Source organism: Sedimentisphaera salicampi, from assembly GCF_002117005.1.
GTDB lineage: Bacteria > Planctomycetota > Phycisphaerae > Sedimentisphaerales > Sedimentisphaeraceae > Sedimentisphaera > Sedimentisphaera salicampi.
Genome location: NZ_CP021023.1, coordinates 1,734,529 through 1,755,981 on the forward strand (window position 1 = coordinate 1,734,529; position 21,453 = coordinate 1,755,981).

11 protein-coding genes are annotated in these 21,453 nt (G+C 43.2%); all 11 read right to left on the reverse strand.

What is annotated here, in order from left to right; translation table 11 throughout:
* Nucleotides 1-11: 11 nt before the first annotated feature.
* Nucleotides 12-1,646: a flagellar basal body P-ring protein FlgI gene (locus STSP1_RS06560; protein ID WP_085755585.1), complete on the reverse strand. Its 1,635-nt coding sequence runs from the start codon at nucleotides 1,644-1,646 to the stop codon at nucleotides 12-14.
* Between the two features lie 209 nt (nucleotides 1,647-1,855).
* Entirely contained in the window at nucleotides 1,856-4,930 is a 3,075-nt protein-coding gene (locus tag STSP1_RS06565; RefSeq protein ID WP_161491646.1) for an SUMF1/EgtB/PvdO family nonheme iron enzyme, read from the reverse strand.
* Between the two features lie 1,085 nt (nucleotides 4,931-6,015).
* Entirely contained in the window at nucleotides 6,016-6,567 is a 552-nt protein-coding gene (locus STSP1_RS06570; RefSeq protein ID WP_085755587.1) for a hypothetical protein, read from the reverse strand.
* 182 nt (nucleotides 6,568-6,749) lie between these two features.
* A complete protein-coding gene (locus STSP1_RS06575; RefSeq protein ID WP_085755588.1) occupies nucleotides 6,750-8,630 on the reverse strand; it encodes a hypothetical protein in 1,881 nt (626 codons plus the stop codon).
* Between the two features lie 48 nt (nucleotides 8,631-8,678).
* Complete coding sequence (locus tag STSP1_RS06580) at nucleotides 8,679-12,683, reverse strand: cadherin domain-containing protein (protein WP_085755589.1); 4,005 nt, start codon at nucleotides 12,681-12,683, stop codon at nucleotides 8,679-8,681.
* Nucleotides 12,684-12,706: 23 nt separating this feature from the next.
* Nucleotides 12,707-13,144, reverse strand: a complete 438-nt coding sequence (locus STSP1_RS06585) for a DcrB-related protein (protein WP_085755590.1) — start codon at nucleotides 13,142-13,144, stop codon at nucleotides 12,707-12,709.
* A 17-nt stretch (nucleotides 13,145-13,161) separates the two neighbouring features.
* Nucleotides 13,162-13,872, reverse strand: a complete 711-nt coding sequence (locus tag STSP1_RS12615) for a PAAR domain-containing protein (RefSeq protein ID WP_085755591.1) — start codon at nucleotides 13,870-13,872, stop codon at nucleotides 13,162-13,164.
* Between the two features lie 3 nt (nucleotides 13,873-13,875).
* Entirely contained in the window at nucleotides 13,876-14,331 is a 456-nt protein-coding gene (locus STSP1_RS06595; RefSeq protein WP_085755592.1) for a DUF3592 domain-containing protein, read from the reverse strand.
* A 28-nt stretch (nucleotides 14,332-14,359) separates the two neighbouring features.
* Entirely contained in the window at nucleotides 14,360-15,175 is an 816-nt protein-coding gene (locus STSP1_RS06600; RefSeq protein ID WP_085755593.1) for a hypothetical protein, read from the reverse strand.
* On the reverse strand, nucleotides 15,176-18,757 hold the full coding sequence (locus STSP1_RS06605) for a type VI secretion system Vgr family protein (protein ID WP_085755594.1): 3,582 nt from the start codon (nucleotides 18,755-18,757) through the stop codon (nucleotides 15,176-15,178).
* Between the two features lie 9 nt (nucleotides 18,758-18,766).
* Entirely contained in the window at nucleotides 18,767-21,439 is a 2,673-nt protein-coding gene (tssH, locus tag STSP1_RS06610) for a type VI secretion system ATPase TssH (protein WP_085755595.1), read from the reverse strand.
* Nucleotides 21,440-21,453 lie beyond the last annotated feature (14 nt).

A 21,453-nucleotide genomic window follows, 5' to 3' on the forward strand; every position in this document is an offset into this window, starting at 1 on the left:
ATATTTCGGGGCTATTCATTGAGTTTTTCAATTGTATTGGCTCTTTCCGGCATCTCCGGCAGAGGCCCGAGCATAAGCTTTGATTTTATCGCTCCCTTTTTATCCAGCTCATTTAGCACGCGCACAACCTCAGTGAAATTAAGGCCGAGCCCGCTTCGCACGCCGCTGGATTTAACAGTTTTATCGCAAAGCCTGCTGATAAGGCTCTCCACATTAAAATCTGCATAAATCGGCCCTATAACCCCTTTCTGATCGGGATGCTGGCGAAGCATCATAATCTGATCTTTACCCGCGGGGTTATCCAGCAGGAGATTGCCTTTATCCAGCGAGAGAAATACGTTTTGCCCAAGCGGTATGTTAATTCCAAAAAGTGCTATTCGGGGCTGATCTTTCCTTTTGATATATATAAGCGGCTCGCTTTCTTTGGCGAGCATTGTGTCTATGCGGAAGCCGGCAGATGTGAGCTTTGGCATCACAGCCAAATCAGATGCCTCGCTGAGATACTTGTATGCAAGCAGCCTCGCCTGAAAATCATCGTCTGAAAGGAATTCCCTCAAAAGCGATTTCACTGTTGCCGAGGCACTTGATTCACCAATCGCCTCAATCGCCTCATACTTATAAGGCGAGGGGTTCATCTTCGCCAGCTTTACAAGCACAGAGCCTGCATCAGCATACCCCATATTCACAAGGCATCTGGCAGCACGAAGACGTACAAGCGGCTTTTCGTGCTTGAGATAAGGCACTAACGTTTTAACCGCTGGCTTTCCGATTGCCTCAAGGCCGTATTCGATATCCGGATTTCGGGGCTCTGTAAGGTTTTTGGCAAGGATTTTTATCCTTGACTGCAAAGAGCTGTTGTTTTCATAGAGGTATAGAGCCTCAACAAGGTTGGCGAATTTGCTGTAGTTCTGTTTATAGCCGTTGGGGAGATTTAAATCTACAATCTGCGAGCTGCGGGCTTTGGCGGTTTTCTCACCAAACCGCTCATTGATTCTGTTTCGGATTACAGCGGCAAGGCGGTAATTCGGCCTCTTGAGCTCAATATACAGCCTGTTGCTTTCCTGAAATTTCCCGCCTCCGATAACGTATCCTTTTCGGAGATTCGGCTTGTCTTTGCCTGCAAAGTTTATAAACACCGGCCCTTTGCCTTTTGCGAGAATCTTCGCACCTTCTACGCCGAGCCGAGAGCGGGAGGTTAGATTGCAGGTGTAGAGGCTTCCTCCCTTGAGCGAGGTGGTTTGAGTGCTGGGCAGGGCTTCTACGAAAAGGTCGAATTTTCTCCCCCGCCTCGCTCCTGCCGGCACGTATCCATAAACCCTGACAACCGCATTATCCTCATCACGAAGCATTCGCATCGCTTCAAGACGATTTGCATCGCCGAGCATCTGCTGGATGTATTTTATCATATACTCTCTCACCCGGGTTGGGCACTCAGACGAACCGTTGCCGTTGAGGTTTGCCACTAATCCGAAACCCTCTACAGCTATGCCGTCCGGAGCGTAGAGATTGCAGAGATTTCCTATCGTGCTGTTGAGCCGGAGAGGAGGTTTATTCTGCTCTTCAGGCTTCTTAACCTTCGCCTGCTCCGAACAGCCGAAAAGCAGCATTACCATCGATAAAATAACAAGATAGTGTTTTGGTCTCATATGTCGATCCTCAAATAAACAGAACCCGCTTTGTACTTCTAACGGGACAATTTAGATGTTAAAGAATAAAGCATATCAGTCAAGATAATAGCAGGCAGGCAGACAAGGCCGAAGAATCCCTGAAAACTCAGCTCGCAAAACCCAGACCCACCTTCCGCCGCTTATGGAAAACAAAATAAACTGTGCAGCCAAAAGCTTAAGGATGAATATTAATTTTGCGGAATATTGATAAATGCTCTGAAACCAATTCTTTTGCCTTCATCTTTATGGCTCCAACTATATTTTTCTTCCATCACGCTGCGGGGCGTTAAAAGGCAAAAACCGCAGACATAAGGTTCTCCGCTGGGTCCTGCTGCCCATTCCCAAGCATTGCCAACAACATCATAAAGACCGTTTCTGTCTGGTTTTCTGTCTTCACAGCTTGAAGGCTTTTTATCGCCTTTACCGCCTGTAGTGAAGCATTCCTCTTTTACTTCGAAACTATTGTAAGTATTAGAGTCTATAATCTTGTCCTTCCATAAATCTTCCTTCAAATCAGAAGCATCTTCGAACTTTTCTCCCGCCTGCTCATTTATCAAATTGCAGACTTCCGGAAATGGATTTTCCGCTTCTCCTTCAAGATTCTTTATCTCATTATAAATATGTTTGCCCAGCTCTTCATGCTGGTCAACTGTGGGAAGATCAGCCTCAATTTTTTTGCAGAACTCTTGAGCATCATTAAATTTTACATCAGTTTTAGGGAGCTCAGGTTTGTCTTCAGAATCCTCTTTTCCTGAAATTTTCTCGTATTGAGAATTGGTAATCTCTGAAATAGACACATAGGCAGGGCCGCCATCAAGTTCAATATATTTGAAAATCAAGGAATCATCCTTTTTGCACCTTATGTAATCCGGCCAGCTGCCATTTTCATTTATTTCAGCAAAAAAGCCCCGGGCAAGATCGCTTTCTTCATCTTTCAGCTCCTCCCAGTCTTCCCCTTCAAGCTCTTCAAACTCCAGCTTGGCAACTCTATTAACTGGAATGTAATGTTCACGAATATTTTTAGGTGTTTGGGCAGGATTGAAGACGACTTTACCGTTATCAAAATTCAACAGTTTCAGATATTGAAACTCCTCCAGGTACTCGGCTATTTCAGTTATTCTTTTCGGGATTGTTTTATCATCATATTCATATTTACGAAGGGATTCTATCTTACTCCTGTTCTTCTTGATTGATTGGTAAGATTCCAGCGAACCCTCAACCTTTTCTTTCAGGTCTTTTAATTCGCCTTTTGTTTCGTCTAAAGAACCTGTACTTCCTTCAGAATTCTTGCATATTTCAAGCTGCTTCTCGATATCCTTTAGGGCAGAATTTCTCCAGTCTTTTTCTAATATCTTAAAATCGCTGACATCAACTTCTTCAAGCAGTTTTCTGTAACCTTCCAAATCAATCTGACTTTCTTCAAACTCATCTTTGGCAAGAGCTTCAAGGTGATAATCATCTCTGTTTTCACTTAGCTGGCTGGTAACCTTCTCCAGACTGTTTTTAAGAGTCTTTAGTTCAGACGAGTCTTTCGAACTGCCTGATACATCTTTTAGTTCAATGATAAAATTATCGAAGCCTTCAAATTGAACGTCGCTGAAAATTTTTTTCAGCTTAACAATTTGTCCGGTAAGAGTCTCCCGAATCTTCTGAAGCTCCAAATTATTCTGATATTCTTCGTAAATCTGGTTCCTTTTCCGCACAACGCTGCTGTACATAGTTTTATCGATATCGAACTTATAGATTATCTCACGAGCTTTATCCTCAATCTTCTTCTCATCTTTTTCTTGCGGCCAGCTTTCATTGCCTTCACCTATACTTACCCAGGCTCGATAGTACAAGTATTTCTTATGCCTATCTTCCAAATCCTTGAAAAATTCAGCTTCAAGCCCACCATTTAAAATTTTCTTAAAATCTTTAGATGAATGATCAAGAAATTCGCCGCACTTTTTGCAGAAAGTAAGCAGCTTACTGAAACTGCTATTTTCCTCCTTGAATTCGCTGTTTATGCCATTTGGATCAAATTTAGAAAAGTCAGCGTCCAGATCTTTTGGTTCTTCAGAAAAATCAAGATTATCAGCTTGCAGGCTTTTAGCTTCCTTATAAAAATTCTGCATATCTTCATAAAAATTCTGCATATCTTCAGCAGAGCTTAAATGTTCTTGATTGATATTACTTAACTTATCAATTAATTTCTCAAAATCATTGCTGCCCTTCTCAGTTAGTTCTTCAAGCTCGCTCTCGTGATGATTTTCCCAGAAATACAAGTAATTAGAAGGCAGTTCAAATTGTTCTACCTTTCTCTGTATTTCAGTCCATTCACCTGAAACCGACTTCAGAGCAGATTTATAATCTTCGACAGCTCCTTTTCTTTTTTCAAAATCCTCTTTTTTAATATTTGAAAGTTTTTCATTGTCTGGGAAATAATCATTTAAACAAAGCTTCCAAAAGCGGTTGAAAGGCGTATCCTCAAAACCACCATAATTTCTCTGATTGCTGAGCCATTCTTCGGGAGTTGAAACTTTATTGTCAAGCTTTTTTGCTAATTCAGAAAGTTTATTGCCCCCTTTTTCTGTCCAATTATTACACACTTCTTCGATAATCGATTCGTTTTTTGAGATAAGTGCGTAACCTTCATCTTCAATATATTTCTTAAGTTTTTCCGATGTTAATTTCTTTTCAAGATCGCTAAGTTTATCTCTGTAAGTAACCGGATTTTCAAGCTGACTTTTATTTTCTTTGGCAAATCTTTTTTTCTCATCAATTTTTTCCCCCAGATCTTCGACTTGATCCAAATCAACTATTTCAGATATGCTTATTTTTTTGTAATCTTCTAATAACATGCAGAATTTTTCAAAGGATTCTGATTTATTCTCTTTGTCCCAAAGCTCAATTTCATACTCTTTTGAATTACCTGCAAGCTTGTCTAATATATTTTTATTCCAAGGCTGCTGATCATTATTTAATGCATCAATCTCCAAAACTCCCCCGCTGAAACTTATTACGCTGTTAAGCTCCTCCGCAGCTTCCTGTTTGTATTTTTCTGCAAAATTAGGGGCTTGGCCAAAAATATCTGCTGATCGCAAAATACTTTCCAGCTCAGAAAAATTATTTAAATAATGTTTCAAACTCTCATTAATATTATCTGGAGAAATGACGGTCTTTTGGAATTCAAAACTGAAGTCAAATTTGTCCTCAATATCCCAAAGCAGAAAAAAAACAGAGTCTTCGCTGACTTCAAAACGCTCTTTCAATTCTTCCATCGCATCCTGAGACTGTTTTATAGCATCGTAATGTTCAAGGATGGAATCGGTTCCCGCCAGCTCTGAAACATCGCAATCTTTTTCTTCGGCCAAAACTAAAGGAGATATTGATTTCTCCAGTTCTTCTACAAATTCCTCGTATTCAGAATAACTTTTTCTTAATAATTCGAAATTTCGATTTTCAAGTACCGCAGACCATTTGCTGCATTCCAGAGAGATTTCTGCAATCTCATCTACTTTGCCTTGCCTTTGATTTTCCTTGAAGCTGCGTAAGAACTTTTTTACCGCAAATGAAGCTAAAAAAACTGCTGCCGCAAACAGAAGGGCGCCTGCGCAATTTTTTAATCTTTTCCTGCCTTTTTCAAGACTGCATCTCAGTACGTACAAATCGCCCAGGAGGTCTCCGAGCTTGTAATCACTGCCGGGCGCACCAGAGCTGTTTAACTTCTTGAATACACTGAAAAATAATTCTGAATTTCTGCCAAACCTTTTCCATTCCTCTGACTTAGCGCTGGCCAAATTGGCAGGCGGATTTCTCCTTGCAACCATTAAATAGAGAAGCTGCCCTAAAGACTCAAGATCGCCCTGAAAGGAAGAGTTCTCAACAGAAACCTCCCTCAAAGCGACTCGCTTAATAGACCCTTTTTTGTTTACGTTGAAAAAGACATTATTCTGAGACAAATCCCCCGCAGGGCATGAATGATGATCTTTCAGATCAGCCAAGGCCTTGGCAAGGGAGTCAACAATCAACACCACTTCCCTTGCTCCAAGTTCAAGATGTCTTTCAATTATCTCGTTGAGTGACTGGTCAAATTTTTCAAGAAAAAGTATGCAGCGTCTCTGCTCTTCAGCAAACCCATAGACATCTGCCCAAGATTTTGAGCGGATCTCTTTCTGGACTTGATACTCTTTCTTTAAAATTTTCTTATGATATGAAAAGCCATATTCATCATCAAAGATGAAATCATCTTCCAGCACTTTAGCTATACACTCTACTCCAGAAGCCGGCAGAACTGCTTCGTAATATTCAAAGATGCCTAATGAATATATTTTTTTCCCTAAAGAATATTTCATCTGAGAAATGCCTATTCAATCTCGCAGTCACAGAACATTCCTCCTTCAGGCTTAAAATTAGTAGCTATTATACCGCTTCCGCTGCTAATCTCAATTTCAACCCTCCCAAACTCCCAGCATTGCGGTTTGAAAGGAGCGCAAAGACGCCTTATATCTTCACTGCCGTAATTATCTTGAAATGGACTTTCAGGATTGATAGGCATATCCGCCAAAATTACAATATCGCTCGCATTAATCCTCTGCCATTCTTGCCATTGTTTTTCAAAATTATTCTTCGAAATAACAAAAGACCTCTGTTCTTCCTTGCCGAAATACAGAACGACCCGCCTATTTTCGTATGCCCTCATCATCTGACTTCCCGGCTGCCAGTATTCAGTCATCGACATATTCAAAACTCTCTTCTTTTCCGTGGGATTTACCCCGAACACATGCACTTCGAAAGAATTATCTTCTGTAATCTGTTTGTCCGCTCTTACGTGGATTTTGGAAGAGTGAGGAGAACACCCTGAAAACAAGGAAACCGCAAATGAAACTGTAAACAAAAATATTACTCTTTTTAACATAGTCTTATCCTTATAAAAATAGCTGATCTTACCAAAAACTGAAAGCTCTTTATGAATAAAGCATAAAATAATACTCTTCAATATTCAAGAAAAAAAAAGCTGGAGCTTCAATCATTAAAAAAGATATAAACATAAATCAAGGTCAGGCATCGAATCGAGGTCAAAATGATAAAAGCTTCAGCTTAATCTAATTCAAGCTGTCTAATCGATTCTCTAACTAAATTATTCCTCTCCCAGTTTGCAACAATAAGAAGCCTTGATTTCTTAGCCAAGGCCTTGAACTGATTTACGTAAGGTTCTAAAATTTTTCCGGGATTCCAGCTTAAGATGTCCTCAGAATATTTCACGCTCTCTTCAACTGCTTCAGGTAAAAGCTTTGCAATAACCACAAAGATATCAGTCCAGAGCTCCAGAAGAATCGGGCATTCTAATGATTTATCGAGGCCTTTAACGGGCAGTTTTTTCAGCCATCCGGGATTGCTTCTCAGCTCGTTAAGGATATTATCTCTGAGCCCGCCTTCGGAATTATCAAGCCTGCTGCACAGAGAGAGAAAACTTGCCAGAATTTCGGAGGTATCAATCTCAAGAGAATAAAACATTCTCATTGCTGTTAAGGCCATAGAATAGCAATCGCAGGCGAGGCCGGTGTAAGGCCAGGCTTCATAGCTGCATCCTGTAAGCTGTATGCCGCTAAATCCTGACAAACTGCTCAATGTGTCCTCATCAAGGGAGAGACTCTCTGAAACCAATTCCCATCTGCCCGGGTACTTGCGGCTCTTGAAAACCTTTGCATAAAATTCTAAAGGCTTATTCAAAGGTATCTGAAGCCTCAAAACAACTGCATTAAAACTGTCAAAATCTGCTTCTTCTTCTATCAGGCCGTTAACCTGAAATCTGCCTGATTTTTCCTTAACATCGAAAATCCTTATTTTCAATTTCCCAGAAGCATACTTATCCATAAGGGCCGGTTTATATAAAGAAATATCTTTCGTGCCTAAAGGCACATAAAACCTCAGAGCCGAGCCAATCTCTTTTGAGCTCATCGATTTCGAAACAGCGGCAAGTTTTGGGCTCAGTGTCCAAAGAGCTGGGAAACTTTTGGAGAAATTAATATCAAACTTCCAGCTTTCACCATCTAAACCAAGATGCGGCTTTTTGGCACTTTCAAAGAAAACGAGAAGAGAATCAAACATTTGCCCTATGAACAGCAGCTTCAAATGCAACACCTCAATGCTTTTCTGGTATTCAGCTCCGCCCTGAAGATAAAGCTCTGAATTTTCTAACGAGCTCACCCCGGAAAGAGAAAGATTCATATTCCAGAAGCTTTTAGATTCCTGGTTTTCAGGTTCTAATCCATCTAAAACCCTCAAGGCATCTTCAAATGAAATGGGGAGGCGTTTTCTAATTAAGATGTGTCCGCACGGTAAGTTAAAGGGTAAATATCTGCTGCTGTCTTCAAAGCCTAACTTTCCTAAGACTTTCCTGTAATCAATAAGCTTGCCTCTATTATCAACAACGCATACAAGCTCTTTAGAATCACCCTTTATGAGCCACCTATCAAGTCCTTCACAATATGGGTTTTGAGAGTTATCCTTTAAGCTCTTATCGTCCCTGCAAAGCGATAACGCATTTCCCTGTGAATCTTGTGCTAAAATCGAAACCTGTTTTTCCAAATCTATAAACAGAGGGGACGGATTCTTGAATTCAAAGCCTGAGCTAAATGAGGTTTCGTCTTGCTGTAAAATACTTTCGGCCCAAGATTGCCAGTTGTGATCTATATTATTATTGCCGATAAACTCCCTGCTCACATTTGTCCATCCAAACTGCTGAATACAGATATCAAGCCAGTCTAATATATTGCCTTTGCCGTCTAAAAGGCATCCTGTGTAAGTCTGCGCGGCATGGCTGCTGTGGGCAGGAACGAAGCTCCAGCCCCCTGCATTCGCCTTTTTTATTAGGACCGCAGGATTCACAACACCATTGCCGAAAAGACAATCGATGGAAACACATCGATATCTTTCCGGCAAGTGTTTTTTATTAAAATTGCCCGATTCAAAAAACATTATTCTTTCTTAGCACATTTCAGATGTATCACAAACGGCTTGTGGTCATCATTTTGAATCAAGCCAATATGTCATAAATACTGTCAAGTCTTCGTAATTTATTGTATTATCTTCATTCAGGTCTGCCCTCTGAGAACCTTCTACCCATAGATTGACAAATTCTATATAATCCAGGATATTCACAATCTCATCAAAGTTGTAGTCGCAAGGATATCCCTCGCTTCTTAACGAAGGCGTGTCTTCAGTATTCAGAATCCAGACTTCATCATCCCAAGTTTTTGGCAATACGCCTGTAAGGTCTTGCGATGTCAGTCCTTCAAAGCTACCTAAGCCTAATGCTGAGAGTTGCGGCGGGGCATAAACATTGGACAGAGAACCGAAATTGACTTCTGCAAATCCATACAAATTGGGAACCTGTGCTCCCTGCCAGACGGCAGAATAGCAGTTGTTCACGTTTCCGTAATTTTCGCCTGCAAACAGCCCCGCATTTTCAGCACTAAGGTTTGGATCTGCGGATATCTCTACAGCAGATTTTGCGTAACAATCTGTGATGGTGCTTGAGTAGTCGCAGGAACCTACAAAACCGCCAACTGTTACCTTAGGCTCATACCCTTGGCCTTCTATGTTAAGCAGTAGCTTGCCTGAAACTGAAGACTGCTCAATCGTTCCACCGTAATTTGAGCCGCACAGCAAACCTGCATAGCAAATCAGATTCTCACGGTTCGGGATGTTAATCTCAAGGGTTTTATCGGAATCCATAATAACATGGCAGTCCTTAATCGTTCCACTGTAGAGGTAGCTGCAAAGGCCGCCATAATAGCTTATGCCTTCAAAATCTGCCTCAGATGGCTTAGAGGGGTTCTCTATCGTAACACCCTTGATTGTACCTCCCTGAACTACACCGAACAAGCCGGCAAATTCATCATCGGAAGTGTATTCAGGGTTGACGAGTGTATAACCGTTGCCATCGAAGACACCAGTAAACGGCTCGGATACAGTGCCTATAGGCTCAGTGTCTAAACCGCTCAGATCTATATCATCTTTAAGTTCATAACTGCTTGAAGTGTTGTTCTTATCTTCAAAGAAAGCTACAGCATCTTCCGGATCTACAATCTGGTAAGGATCTTCAGGATTTCCTGTTCCGCCGCCGGAATATTTTCTCCATGCAAAGACGGGGTAGTCCGGGTTGATCGCCCAGATTGCATTAGGACTTTCCGGTCCTTCGAAATCAAATCCAGCGAAGTTTGCCTCATCCTGGAATTCAATTGAGCCAAGGCCAACGGCCTGAGAACAAGAGAAATATTCATTATTAAAATAGGCGTTTGTAAAATCTGCGGATCCTTCGGAGTTGAAAGCATATATATCGCTGCCAGAGGCAGGTCCATAAATGAAGCATCTTGTAAGAGCCCCTTCAAAGCTGCGAACAAATCCTGAAACTGCTCCGCTGCTCATTGCTTCTATATCAACTGCAACATAAACATCTTCAAGAACCGATCCCTCGCCTATCACATCTGCAAAAGGAGCTAACACGCCGGAGACATTCTCAGCAGAAAGCCGGCCGGTAAGTCCGCAGCGTTTTACCTGACCTTGAATTGTATCTGCAAATAAAGGTGCAGAATCAACACTGCCGAAAGAGGCCTGAACATCTTCTACATTAAGATCTCTCACTAAAGCATCTTTACCTATAACGCCGAATATGCTGCTGGAAGCGGGGTCTTGCGGCTTGTAGTTCAAAAGGGCTTTTCTATTGCCGTTGAAAACACCGAGGAAGGGTGAATTTGGATCTGAAGCAATTTCGAAATCTTCCAGAGACTCTAAATTCATATCATTAGTAAGAGTGTAAGAGCCGTTCAAAGGCATTTGGGCATTCTGACCCACAGAAGCAAGCTGAGCAGAAGTAGATATTTCAATTGGTGCTAAAACTGTTTCGTTGACAGTGATCGTATCAGCACCGCCTTCGGTGTCTTCAACCTTCACTGTAAAGGAATAATCGCCCTGATAGCCGTCTTTAGAACGCAGTGTGATCCGGCCGTCATCTTCTTTGACTGAAACATTCCCATTTGAATTCGGGTCTTGAGATATCTCCCAATTAAGCTCATTGGTAGTATTGTCTTCATCCGAAGCCGATAAATTTATATAATTTACCACATAATCATAAGATTCATGGGCAAGCTGTTCGCCCTGGTCTATTACCGGTTTGTCATTCACATCTTGAATTGTTATCTCGAATTCTTCCGTAACGCTTTTTGCCGGGCTGCCGCTGTCTGTACATTCAACTTTGACAGTATAGCTGGATTTTTCCTCATAGTTGAACGATTCGGCCGTTTTGAGGCTGGTGCCTTCTATCGCAAAAGAGCTCTCATCAAGACCGCTTACAAAGCTGTATGAGTGCGTTTGATTCGGGTCTTCATCATCAACTGTAAAATCGCCAACCAAAGTTCCTGCCGGCTCATTTTCATCGATTGATGAATTATCAATTGCGAGGTTTACCGGCTTGTCATTTACGTCTTCAATTGTTATCTCGAATTCTTCCGTAACGCTTTTTGCCGGACTGCCGCTGTCTGTACATTCAACTTTGACAGTATAGCTGGATTTTTCCTCATAGTTGAACGATTCGGCTGTTTTAAGGCTGGAGCCTTCTATTGTGAAAGAACTCTCATCAAGACCGCTTACAAAGCTGTATGAGTGCGTTTGAGAGGCGTCTTCATCATCAACTGTGAAATCCCCAACCAAAGTTCCTGCCGGCTCATTTTCATCGATTGATGAATTATCAATTGCGAGGTTTACCGGCTTGTCATTTACGTCTTCAATTGTTATCTCGAATTCTTCCGTAACGCTTTTTGCCGGACTGCCGCTGTCTGTACATTCAACTTTGACAGTATAGCTGGATTTTTCCTCATAGTTGAACGATTCGGCTGTTTTAAGGCTGGAGCCTTCTATTGTGAAAGAACTCTCATCAAAACCGCTTACAAAGCTGTATGAGTGCGTTTGAGAGGCGTCTTCATCATCAACTGTGAAATCCCCAACCAAAGTTCCTGCCGGCTCATTTTCATCGATTGATGAGTTATCAATTGCGAGGTTTACCGGCTTTTCATTTACGTCTTCAATTAATATCTCGAATTCTTTAGCAACGCTTTCTGCCGGGCTGCCGCTGTCTGTACATTCGACCTTAACAGTATAGCTGGATTTTTCCTCATAGTTGAACGATTCGGCCGTTTTGAGGCTGGTGCCTTCTATTGTGAAAGAACTCTCATCAAAACCGCTTACAAAACTGTATGAGTGCGTTTGATTCGGATCATCATCCTCAACAGAGAAAGATCCTACCATTGCTGGGGAATCGAGATTTTCCTCAACAGCAGATTCGTCCAGAGTAAGATTTTCTGGAGCATCGTTTGTATCAGAAACGGTTATGGTAAAAGTCTCAGTTATTGTGTTGGCAGGCTTATTGGTGTCCACGGCCTGAATTTGAATTGTATGAAAATTATTCTGTTCGTAATCCAAGGGCTGCGAATTCTTCAGTTTGCCCTGATCAACATAAAAATACAAGGAATCCACTACCGTAAATTGATAAAAAGCAAACTCTGGTTTGCCGTCCGGATCTTCCGCTGATATAAAGCCGAGTAATGTGCCGGAAGATGCGTTCTCGGTTATACTCGTTCCGGATAAATTCAAACCGGTGGGAGCTTCATTAACATCGATGATGTTTATAGTGAAGCTTTTGGTTTCCTTAGCCCCCCCCGGAATCTCAGTTGCGGTTATCTCAATCTGAAAGGCATTAGCTGCTTCATAATCGAAGCTGGTTTGGCCGGCATAAAGCGAGCTGTCAGAAACTGAGAAGCTCCCAGCATCTTCGCCTCCCAGCGAATAAGCTACAGAAGAATTTGGGTCGCTGGGCACATAGCTTAGATTGCCTATCAGCTCCCCTTCAGCATTATTCTCCTCGATTTCATTGTTATCGAGGCTAATTGTCGGGGGTTCAGTGGGCGCTGCCCAAACATTGCTTAACGCAAGAGCAAAAAGAACCAGCATACTTGTAATCAATTTTCGAGTCATAATCCTACCTCATTTTCTTTTAGTTACACTAAAAACTTAAAACTATTAACAGCATTCTCAAAAATGCCCCTGTTACTTTCAAAAGTATCTTCCTTATCAGAACAAGTGAGCGTTAGGGCTTCTTTCCCTCGTACGGCATACACCTGAAGCTGACAAACCTTAAATCCAATTTTTTCCACATAAAATTTATGTATCCTTGCTGCGGCTTCTATCTCTTCAGAAACCGTCAGATCGTATTCTTTTATCACCTCATAACCTGAATCCCCAAACTGAGAAGACAAGGCATCTTTAACCCCCTTAGAATAATCTCCTGAGGTTTTCTCGGATTCGAGGAAATTCCTTGTTATCGTTATATTCGGGCAGTACCCTTCGTCTGCAGGCCCGATCCACGAAACCGTAGAGCCGTCGAACCAGTTATCTGGTACTGTAAACTTGTAGTCGTAGTGTCTTATATCAGCCATTTATGATAATCCTTCGGTTAACTAAACCATCCCTTTACAGCATTAAATCCGTCTTTAACCATACCCGCGGCTTTCTTCGCTCCATCCGAAACGGCTTTGCCCACTTTCTTCGCTCCATCGGTAACAGCGTTTCCGATTGTCTTTGCGCCTTCCACAGCAAGCCCGGCCGCTTTTTCTGCAGCCTGCATCGTGGCCTCCGCTGCTGCGTTTACCGTATCAACTGCGGTATCAAAAACAGCTTCTGCGGCCGCTCCGACAGCAGCCCCAATTTTCGCCCCTGCTATCGCTGCTTCCTTCATTCCAATACCCGGAAGCAAAGCGCCGGCTACAGCGCCAATTCCTGCACCTATGACCCCGCCTGCAATCTCCCACGCTGAGGGCAAATCAGGCACATCAGGCGGAACAGGAGGAGGCGGAGGGGGCACCGGCACTGCGCCGATGATAACACTCCCGCAGCCCGCTGTTATTGTGCCTCCGTGGGCAGTTACCGAACCCATATAAGCAGCAGGTTTATTGCCTATAAGAACAGTTGAAGCGCCATTGGCCACACTGTCGGTGGGGCCTGTGCAGGTTGCCATAGTTCCCACAACACCAGCCGGCATCCCTCCGATTAGAACGCTCGAGTCGCTCCCGCTGGTGAGAGGCCCGCCTACGTGAGGTATCGGGGGGTTGCCCGGTATAACCTGCGGACAACTGTGATAATCGCCTGTTCTTGCTGCTAACGGCATAAATCAACCCTTATTGATGAACTTGATTCCCATAAAAATAACTGAACCAATGACCAGCAAAATAATTCCCAAAACTGCGATAAAGGATTTAGGCAGCGAGCCAGCACTTATCAGACAGCTTTCTTCCGGCTTTTCCGGATTGTAATACACATTCACCATCTTATCCTTTTTATAATCCTCAATCATCTGTTCAGCATCTGCACTGCTGTGCATCAGCACATCCTTACTTCCGGAGAAGATATTATTACCTGTGTACCCTGCTCCGTTAACAGTATAGCTGTACCTAACGACAGGCTTAAACTGATACCTTAAAGTATCCTCAATGTTGCGGTTATGAAATTTGTCCACTCGTGATTCGAGAATCACACCTTCTGTTTTTACCCAGTTTGCGCTTGAGAGAAATTTGATAAAAGAATAAACAGTAATAATCGCAACAATTGCAAAAAATATATATATCATTCTAAATTTCACTTTCTCAGCCTGCTAATCACCTAACGAACTTCCATTCTCCGCCGATTCTTGCAATATATATCGGTATGCCAAAACAGGAATCTTCTTCGGGATTCGAAAACACCACTGCCGGCTTGTCATCCTTTCGGAAAACCCTTAATATCCTACCGTCCCCTTCTATAACATGGGCTGTTGCTGAATCGGGAACATCTTCATAATGGAAATCAAATTCTTCGATCATTGCGTACTGCTCAAGAACAACCTCTCTTATCCTTTCAAATTCAAAACCGTTTGCGCTTGCATACTCCTTGAATTTATATCTCATCATCTCAAATGCAGCCTCAAAATTTCTGCTTTCAAGGCTGCCCGCAAACTCCTTTATCATCTTTCTTGCCGTCTGCTCAGCCTCAAGCTCTCTGCCTGTAATATCTTCTGCCTGAGACCACAAAGTGCTTTCGGGCGCTTCCTCTAACTTCACCTCTTTAGTGTGCATAGCGGAAAGCTTTGGGATCTCTTCTGAAGGAAATCTGCATTCCATTAGAACCTCATCTGGCTGTGGGTATTCGCCGCTGAAATCTATTGAAGACAGTTTAACTAACATTTCAGGCTTTGCCGGCTCTTGACTTTCCTCGCCCTGCTGCGCATTTGCCTTCGGAAGTGGTTTGGGCTCATAAAGTATAAAATCAAATATATTCAGCCCCTCAAAAAGCCAGTCGTTTACCGGAGACTGAACTTTTAATCCCTCTGCTTCAGGGTCCGAGAAGAGAGATACATCGTTAATTTTCAGCTCAAACTCTATTCCCTTTACCCTGATGTCCAAAGCGTAATAAGGCCTCTTCTGTTTTTCACTCATTTAATTATTCTCCTCTACAGGCCATATCTTTACGAGCTCACTGCTGCTGTATATCACCTTCTCTTCTACTATGGTGGTTTGAATTGAATCTGAACGATCAAAAATCCAAAGTGCAGTAGCTTTATATGACAATTTGCCGACAACAGGGTCCGTTTTAATTTCAGGCCTGAAGCCTATCAAATCCTCTTCAGCTATTACATGCGCTGCCATTGAACCGCGTGTAGCAAAACTACCCTTCAATTCAAGATAAGCTACATATTCGTTACCAAGCTTAGCTTCTAAGCCTATTTCAAGAGGCACACCTACAATAGCAGATAGCTTTCCCTCTATTTCTTCTTTCTTGCTCGGATAATAATAAGTAAGATATTCAGCTGAGCCTTTCAAAATAAGCTCAAGCGCAATATCTAAAAAGAGATAAATATCTGCCAAAGCTTTCCCGAGAAATTTCGAAATAGCCGGTGGAATTCCGAAAAACATCCCAGCTATAGCCAACAAACTTGCTTTGCCTACTAACCCTATACCCAAAAGAGGGTCCAAGCCGGCCTCTGCCTTTCGAACTAAGCAGCATCTCCAGTCCTTTGCCTCCCTCCAGTAGTATTCAAAAGATACAAATCCTGTTGCCACTTCAAGATCAAATTCTACTGATATTGGGCCTTTGCTTAATACTCTTTCTAAAGGGTTAAAGAATTTATCCGAGACAGAACTAACCAATTTTGAAATAAAATCGGTGCTAATCTTAATTTTTACGCTTGTCGCCGGATAACTGTGAATCTCAAGCTTATCAATGCTTTTATCCGGCATAAGGTAGTTTACTGTATATTTCTCGCAGCAGTTGCTGGTAATCCATCTATATTGTCTCAGGCAGGTAAGGAATCGGAACAAACTGAAATCAAAAATGGTCTCAGTGGTCCCGTAAGGGCTTTGAGGTGTATGAATTGCTCGATGAACAGGAACTTTCTTATCCGCTGATTTCTTTAATGAGGCGTTTCTTGAAACAATCTGAGCTTTTGCATCATTTACCTTTGTTCCGTTGGCCTTATTTACCAGGGCCGTAATCTCATCGCTTTCACCATCCCTAACCGTAAACTCCAGTTTCGGGAGCCATTTGGTGTGCTTTGACACTTTGTTGGTTTTTCTGTTGACCTTATTCGCTGTATCTGATAGTTTTTTAGCCTCATTACCTGTTCTATTCTTAGGCTTATGAGAAAATGTATTATAATCATTTTCCAACATTTCATCATCGCCGATTTCTTCTTCTGAACCGCCTACAGTTAAAGGATTGAACTTTCTATTTCGAGTTGCAACGACTTCTAATATCCCCGAGGGGCCTGAAACCCTTCCGTGGCTGCACTTAAGAATTGGAATAAACTTTTTATCAGGCCTTGTAATCCCAGCACCGGCTCCCGCACCGGCGGCGGCTTCAACTCCTTCCATATAGCCCAATGCTATATCAGGAGCAGGTACATACTCAGGGGCTTTTTGGGCCAAGAGCTGAACAATATCGGGCTCAAGGCCGCTTAAGTCTTTCGGCTTTCCGAGAGCGCCTGGCGAACCATCATCCGCATCCACAGCATAAGCAGGGTGGGCAAGCTTGGGGGCTGAATATGATGCTGCCTTCCCTGAAGCGGAAGCATAGGCTCCGGAATTAATCTTCACCATACTTCCATTGATATTTATGCCGCTTGAGGAAAGGCTTATAACGCTGCTCCCCGCTTTCAGGCAAAGATTGCTCGCTGCTTCAATACAAACTTCCTTTCCCTTTGCGGAATATTTTGTATTCGCTTCAACAACATGCTCTTTGGATTTCTGGCTGAACTTTGTGGAAGTTTCCTGGATTATCTCTTTTGCATTTAGCTGATGAGTCTGGCTTACCTGAACCGAGCTGTTTTTGGAAACATTTGCAACGGAATTTCCGGAAACAGACAAGTTCTTATCCCCGCCTATCTCTTCAAAATAGTCTTTGTGTTTCCTGTCGTGATAATCCTTTTTGGTTCTTTCGAATCTTTTGCCCTCAACAGTTGTATGGCTGTCATCATCGATTGTTGTGTAGCTGTTGTTGCCTACATACTCATCTTTATCCCTCTCGGCATGCACAAACAGCTGTTCGCTGCCCTTCTTATCTTCAAACCTGATTTCATTAAATCCGCCTCCGCCTTTGCTGGAATTTGTCTTGGATGTAGAAATAGTCTTATTTTTCGGGAGGCTGTAAGGCGCAGCATTCTGGCCGTTGTAAACACGCCCTGTTATTATGGGCCTGTCGGGATCGCCCTCTTCAAATTCAACAATCACCTCCTGCCCTACACGAGGAAGAGCTATCATGCCCCATTTATTCCCCGCGAGGCCCTGAGACACCCTAACCCAGCACGAGCTGTTCTCATCTGGCTTGCCGTATCTGTCCCAGTGGAACACAACCTTAACTCTGCCGTGTTTATCTGTGTATATCTCATCGCCGCTCGGGCCGGTAACAAAGGCGGTCTGCGGGCCTTCAATTCTCGGATGCTCTGCTGTTGGAGGGAGCCTGTAGTCGATTTCTGTGGGCATAGTCTTGAAGTTGCAGTGATAGCTAATATCGTGCGCCCGAAGGCCTGTTTCAAAGCCGCCAGCTTCAATCTTGTAATTTGTTTCAAGGGTGAGGTATTCCCTGTTTTGGCCTTGCTGCGGGCATCCCTCCATCTTGAAAATATAGCCCGGGCGCAGCCCTTTGCTGTAGGATTTACCTATGCAAACTTCCTCCCCTGCCCGTATCTGCTGAAGACGAATATCGGCAACTTTATCCCCTGCTGCCATTTCTTCAAAGCCGGCAGGATAAAAGAACCGCCCCATATTTCCATCAACACCTTTGCCTTCGCAGTCGGATTTTGATAGAAGATCCTGCTTGGAATTTTGAAAATTATAATCTTTCATTTCCACTTTATTCGGCAGTACAGACATCTTCCTCTGCCAGCTTACTATTACCTCTTCGTATTCCTGATCGCTTTCAAGCTTGAATTTAATCTTCTCATAATCCTCAAAGGTGCTGTGGGCATTTGAAGAATCGCAAATAACTAAAACGTGCTTGTCTTGCTGGTGCTCGAAATAAAAGTATATGCCGGCAAACTCCATGAGCCGCTTTATGAAATTATAATCAGACTCTCGATACTGAACGCAGTATTCGAGCTTATCATAGCTTCCCGAGAGCGAAAGCTGATAATCACTTATGTTTCTGCTTTTGAAAACTTCTTCTATTATTTCCGGTATGGCAAGATTCTGGAAAATTCTGCAGTCTTGATTCTGGTCTAAAAACCAAAGCCAAGGAACTACAGCCGCACGATACTCGGAAAACTCCTTGCCCTTTGAAACAAAGGTAAATTCCTTCACGTAGCCGTTGAAAAACCGCATAGAGTCGCCGCAGTTGAACCTTATAGACACATTCTTGCCGATAATGTCCTCCGCAGCAACATCTTCCAAGCTCAAAAGATCTGCTTCAAAGAGAAACATATCGCCTATACGTTCAGAGGCCTTGAGGCTCTGAATAAGAAATACGTCATCTCCAAGAGGCGTACCAATTGCTATTTCTCTGTGTTTTTGTGTAAACTCAGCCATCAGACATCACTAACCAAACTTATAACTCAATTCATTTCCATCGGCATCAACACTTATGCTCTTAATCTCTTCACTATTAATCATTCGCTTGAGGATCTCTTCGCTGATAGAAGGCAGGATAGAGTCTGTAATAATAGATTCTACCAGCCTTGCCCCGCTGTCGCATTCATTGCACCTTGCCGCCACAAGCTCAGGAACAGAGCTGGAATATTCAAAGTTGATTTTATGGTTTTTCTCAACGCGATTCTTGACTCTGCTGAGCTGAAGCTCAACGATTTTTCTCAATGTTTCATCAGAGATTGGGTAGTATGGGACTACAAACATCCTCCCAAGCAAAGCAGGCGGAAAAACTTCCAGCAGCGGTTTTCTCAACGAATCTGAAAGCCCCTCCGGCTCCGGCATAAGATCAGGATCTTTGCAGAGATTCATTACCAAATCTGTTCCGACGTTGCTTGTTAGCAGAATGAGAGTGTTTCTAAAATCTATGCTTCTGCCCTCTGCATCTTCCATATAGCCTTTATCAAACACCTGAAAGAATATCTCATGCACGTCGCGATGGGCTTTTTCCACCTCATCAAGCAGAACAACGCTGTAAGGTTTTCTGCGAACGGCCTCAGTAAGCACGCCGCCTTCGCCGTAGCCCACATATCCGGGTGGAGAACCTTTGAGTGTGGATACGGTATGAGCTTCCTGAAACTCGCTCATATTGATGGTTATCAGGCTCTCTTCACCACCGTAGAGTGTTTCCGCAAGGGCCAGGGCTGTCTCAGTTTTACCTACGCCGCTCGGGCCAACTAAAAACATAACTCCTATCGGCTTGTTGGGATTTTCCACGCGTGCCCGGCTTACACGCATCCTTCTTGATATAGCTTCAAGGGCGTGGTCCTGCCCCAACACTCTATCCTGAAGCCTGCCCTGAAGATTAAGAATCGATTCGACTTCATTCTTCACCATATTGCCAACAGGGATTCCTGTCCAGTCTGAAACTACATCGCTGACAGCATTAGTATCCACTGCCGGCATCACAAGAGGCCTCTCGGACTGGCAATCCAGAAGCTCCTCTTGAGCTGATACTAGCTGCGAATAAATCTCAGAACGTTCAGGATTTTGTTCATCGCCCGTTTCAGAGAGTTCCTGCTTGCCTGCCTGAGTGTCTTCCCAGTTTACGAGCTTCTTCCTGAGATCAACAATCTTGTCAACAATCTGTTTTTCTTTTTCCCACTCGCTTTGTAGCTTCTCAAGCTGTTCTTTAGTTTGTTCAATATCAGCTTCCACCTCCAGCTTTCTTTCCTCTCTTGGAAGACCAATTGAAATCTCCTGCTGGAGCATTTTCATTTCAGTCTCAAGTGAGCTCAGTTCCGCCTGGCAGGATTCAATCTGTGAAGGGCTGGCATTCTGGCTCATAACCACCCTTGAACAGGCTGTATCCAAAAGGCTCACCGCCTTGTCTGGAAGCTGCCTTGAAGGGATATATCTCTTTGAAAGATTAACTGAGGCAGAGATAGCCTCGTCGAGAATATGCACGCCGTGATGTGCCTCAATACACGAGGCGACGTTCCTGAGCATATTAACTGCCTTTGCTTCATCCGGCTCATCAACCTGAACTACCTGAAAACGCCTTGTAAGGGCAGGGTCTTTTTCGATATACTTCTTGTATTCTGACCAAGTGGTGGCTGCAATTGTCCTCAGAGTACCTCGGGCAAGAGCAGGCTTGAGCAGATTAGCCGCATCACCTGTACCTGCGCTTCCGCCTGCACCTATGAGAGTGTGTGCCTCATCAATGAACAGAACTATCGGCTTGCTGGATGCCTGAACCTCATCAATCACCTGCCTGAGCCTCTTTTCAAATTCACCTTTAACACTTGCCCCAGCCTGCAAAAGTCCGACATCAAGGCCCCATATGTCAATATCGCTTACTGTATCAGGCACGTTGCCTTCCGCTATCCGCAAGGCAAGGCCTTCAACGACAGCTGTTTTGCCAACTCCGGCCTCGCCGGTGAGAATCGGATTATTTTGCCTGCGCCGCAGGAGGATATTAACCATCTGCCTGATCTCAGAATCTCTGCCGACTACCGGGTCTAAACCACCATTACGTGCTTTTTCAGTTAAATTAACTGCATACTTTGAAAGCGTCTTACCTTCAGAAGCAACTGGCGAAACATCTTCGCGATCACTTATAGAAACTGCTTCTTCCGGGCTGCTTTCCTCAGGCGAACCTTCGTTTATCTTATCAAAATTTTCACAGTAATGCTCTGCATCAAGCTTCTCAAATTCCTTTGAGATATTGACAAAAATTCGGCTGAGCTCTCTTGTTTTGAGAATCCCAACAAGCAAATGGCCAGTCCTGACCAAATTGTTCCCAAACATTAGAGAGCTGTACAGCCAGCCCTTTTCAACTGCATCTTCAATATGAGGCGAAAAATCCGAAACAGAGGTAGCGCCTCCAGGAAGCGAATCAATCCCCTCCAGGATATCTCTTGATACCCTGGAGAGGTCTGCATCGAAATATTTTAACGCCCTGTGGAAATCTGAGTCCTGCAAATTCCCTATCTGATACAGCCAATGCACAAGCTCTACATATGGGTTGCCCCGTAATTTACAGAAAACAGTAGCGCTTTCTATAGTCTTATAGGGCAGGCTGCCCAGCTTTTTAAAGAGTGATAATCTGCTTATTTCCGCCATTTAAACTACCTTGC

Bases quoted from the DNA above. Each gene is read 5' to 3' on its own strand.
- STSP1_RS06560 (WP_085755585.1), bottom strand. From the start codon at position 1,646: ATGAGACCAAAACACTATCTTGTTATTTTATCGATGGTAATGCTGCTT.
- STSP1_RS06565 (WP_161491646.1), bottom strand. From the start codon at position 4,930: ATGGAAGAATTGAAAGAGCGTTTTGAAGTCAGCGAAGACTCTGTTTTT.
- STSP1_RS06570 (WP_085755587.1), bottom strand. From the start codon at position 6,567: ATGTTAAAAAGAGTAATATTTTTGTTTACAGTTTCATTTGCGGTTTCC.
- STSP1_RS06575 (WP_085755588.1), bottom strand. From the start codon at position 8,630: ATGTTTTTTGAATCGGGCAATTTTAATAAAAAACACTTGCCGGAAAGA.
- STSP1_RS06580 (WP_085755589.1), bottom strand. From the start codon at position 12,683: ATGACTCGAAAATTGATTACAAGTATGCTGGTTCTTTTTGCTCTTGCG.
- STSP1_RS06585 (WP_085755590.1), bottom strand. From the start codon at position 13,144: ATGGCTGATATAAGACACTACGACTACAAGTTTACAGTACCAGATAAC.
- STSP1_RS12615 (WP_085755591.1), bottom strand. From the start codon at position 13,872: ATGCCGTTAGCAGCAAGAACAGGCGATTATCACAGTTGTCCGCAGGTT.
- STSP1_RS06595 (WP_085755592.1), bottom strand. From the start codon at position 14,331: ATGATATATATATTTTTTGCAATTGTTGCGATTATTACTGTTTATTCT.
- STSP1_RS06600 (WP_085755593.1), bottom strand. From the start codon at position 15,175: ATGAGTGAAAAACAGAAGAGGCCTTATTACGCTTTGGACATCAGGGTA.
- STSP1_RS06605 (WP_085755594.1), bottom strand. From the start codon at position 18,757: ATGGCTGAGTTTACACAAAAACACAGAGAAATAGCAATTGGTACGCCT.
- tssH (WP_085755595.1), bottom strand. From the start codon at position 21,439: ATGGCGGAAATAAGCAGATTATCACTCTTTAAAAAGCTGGGCAGCCTG.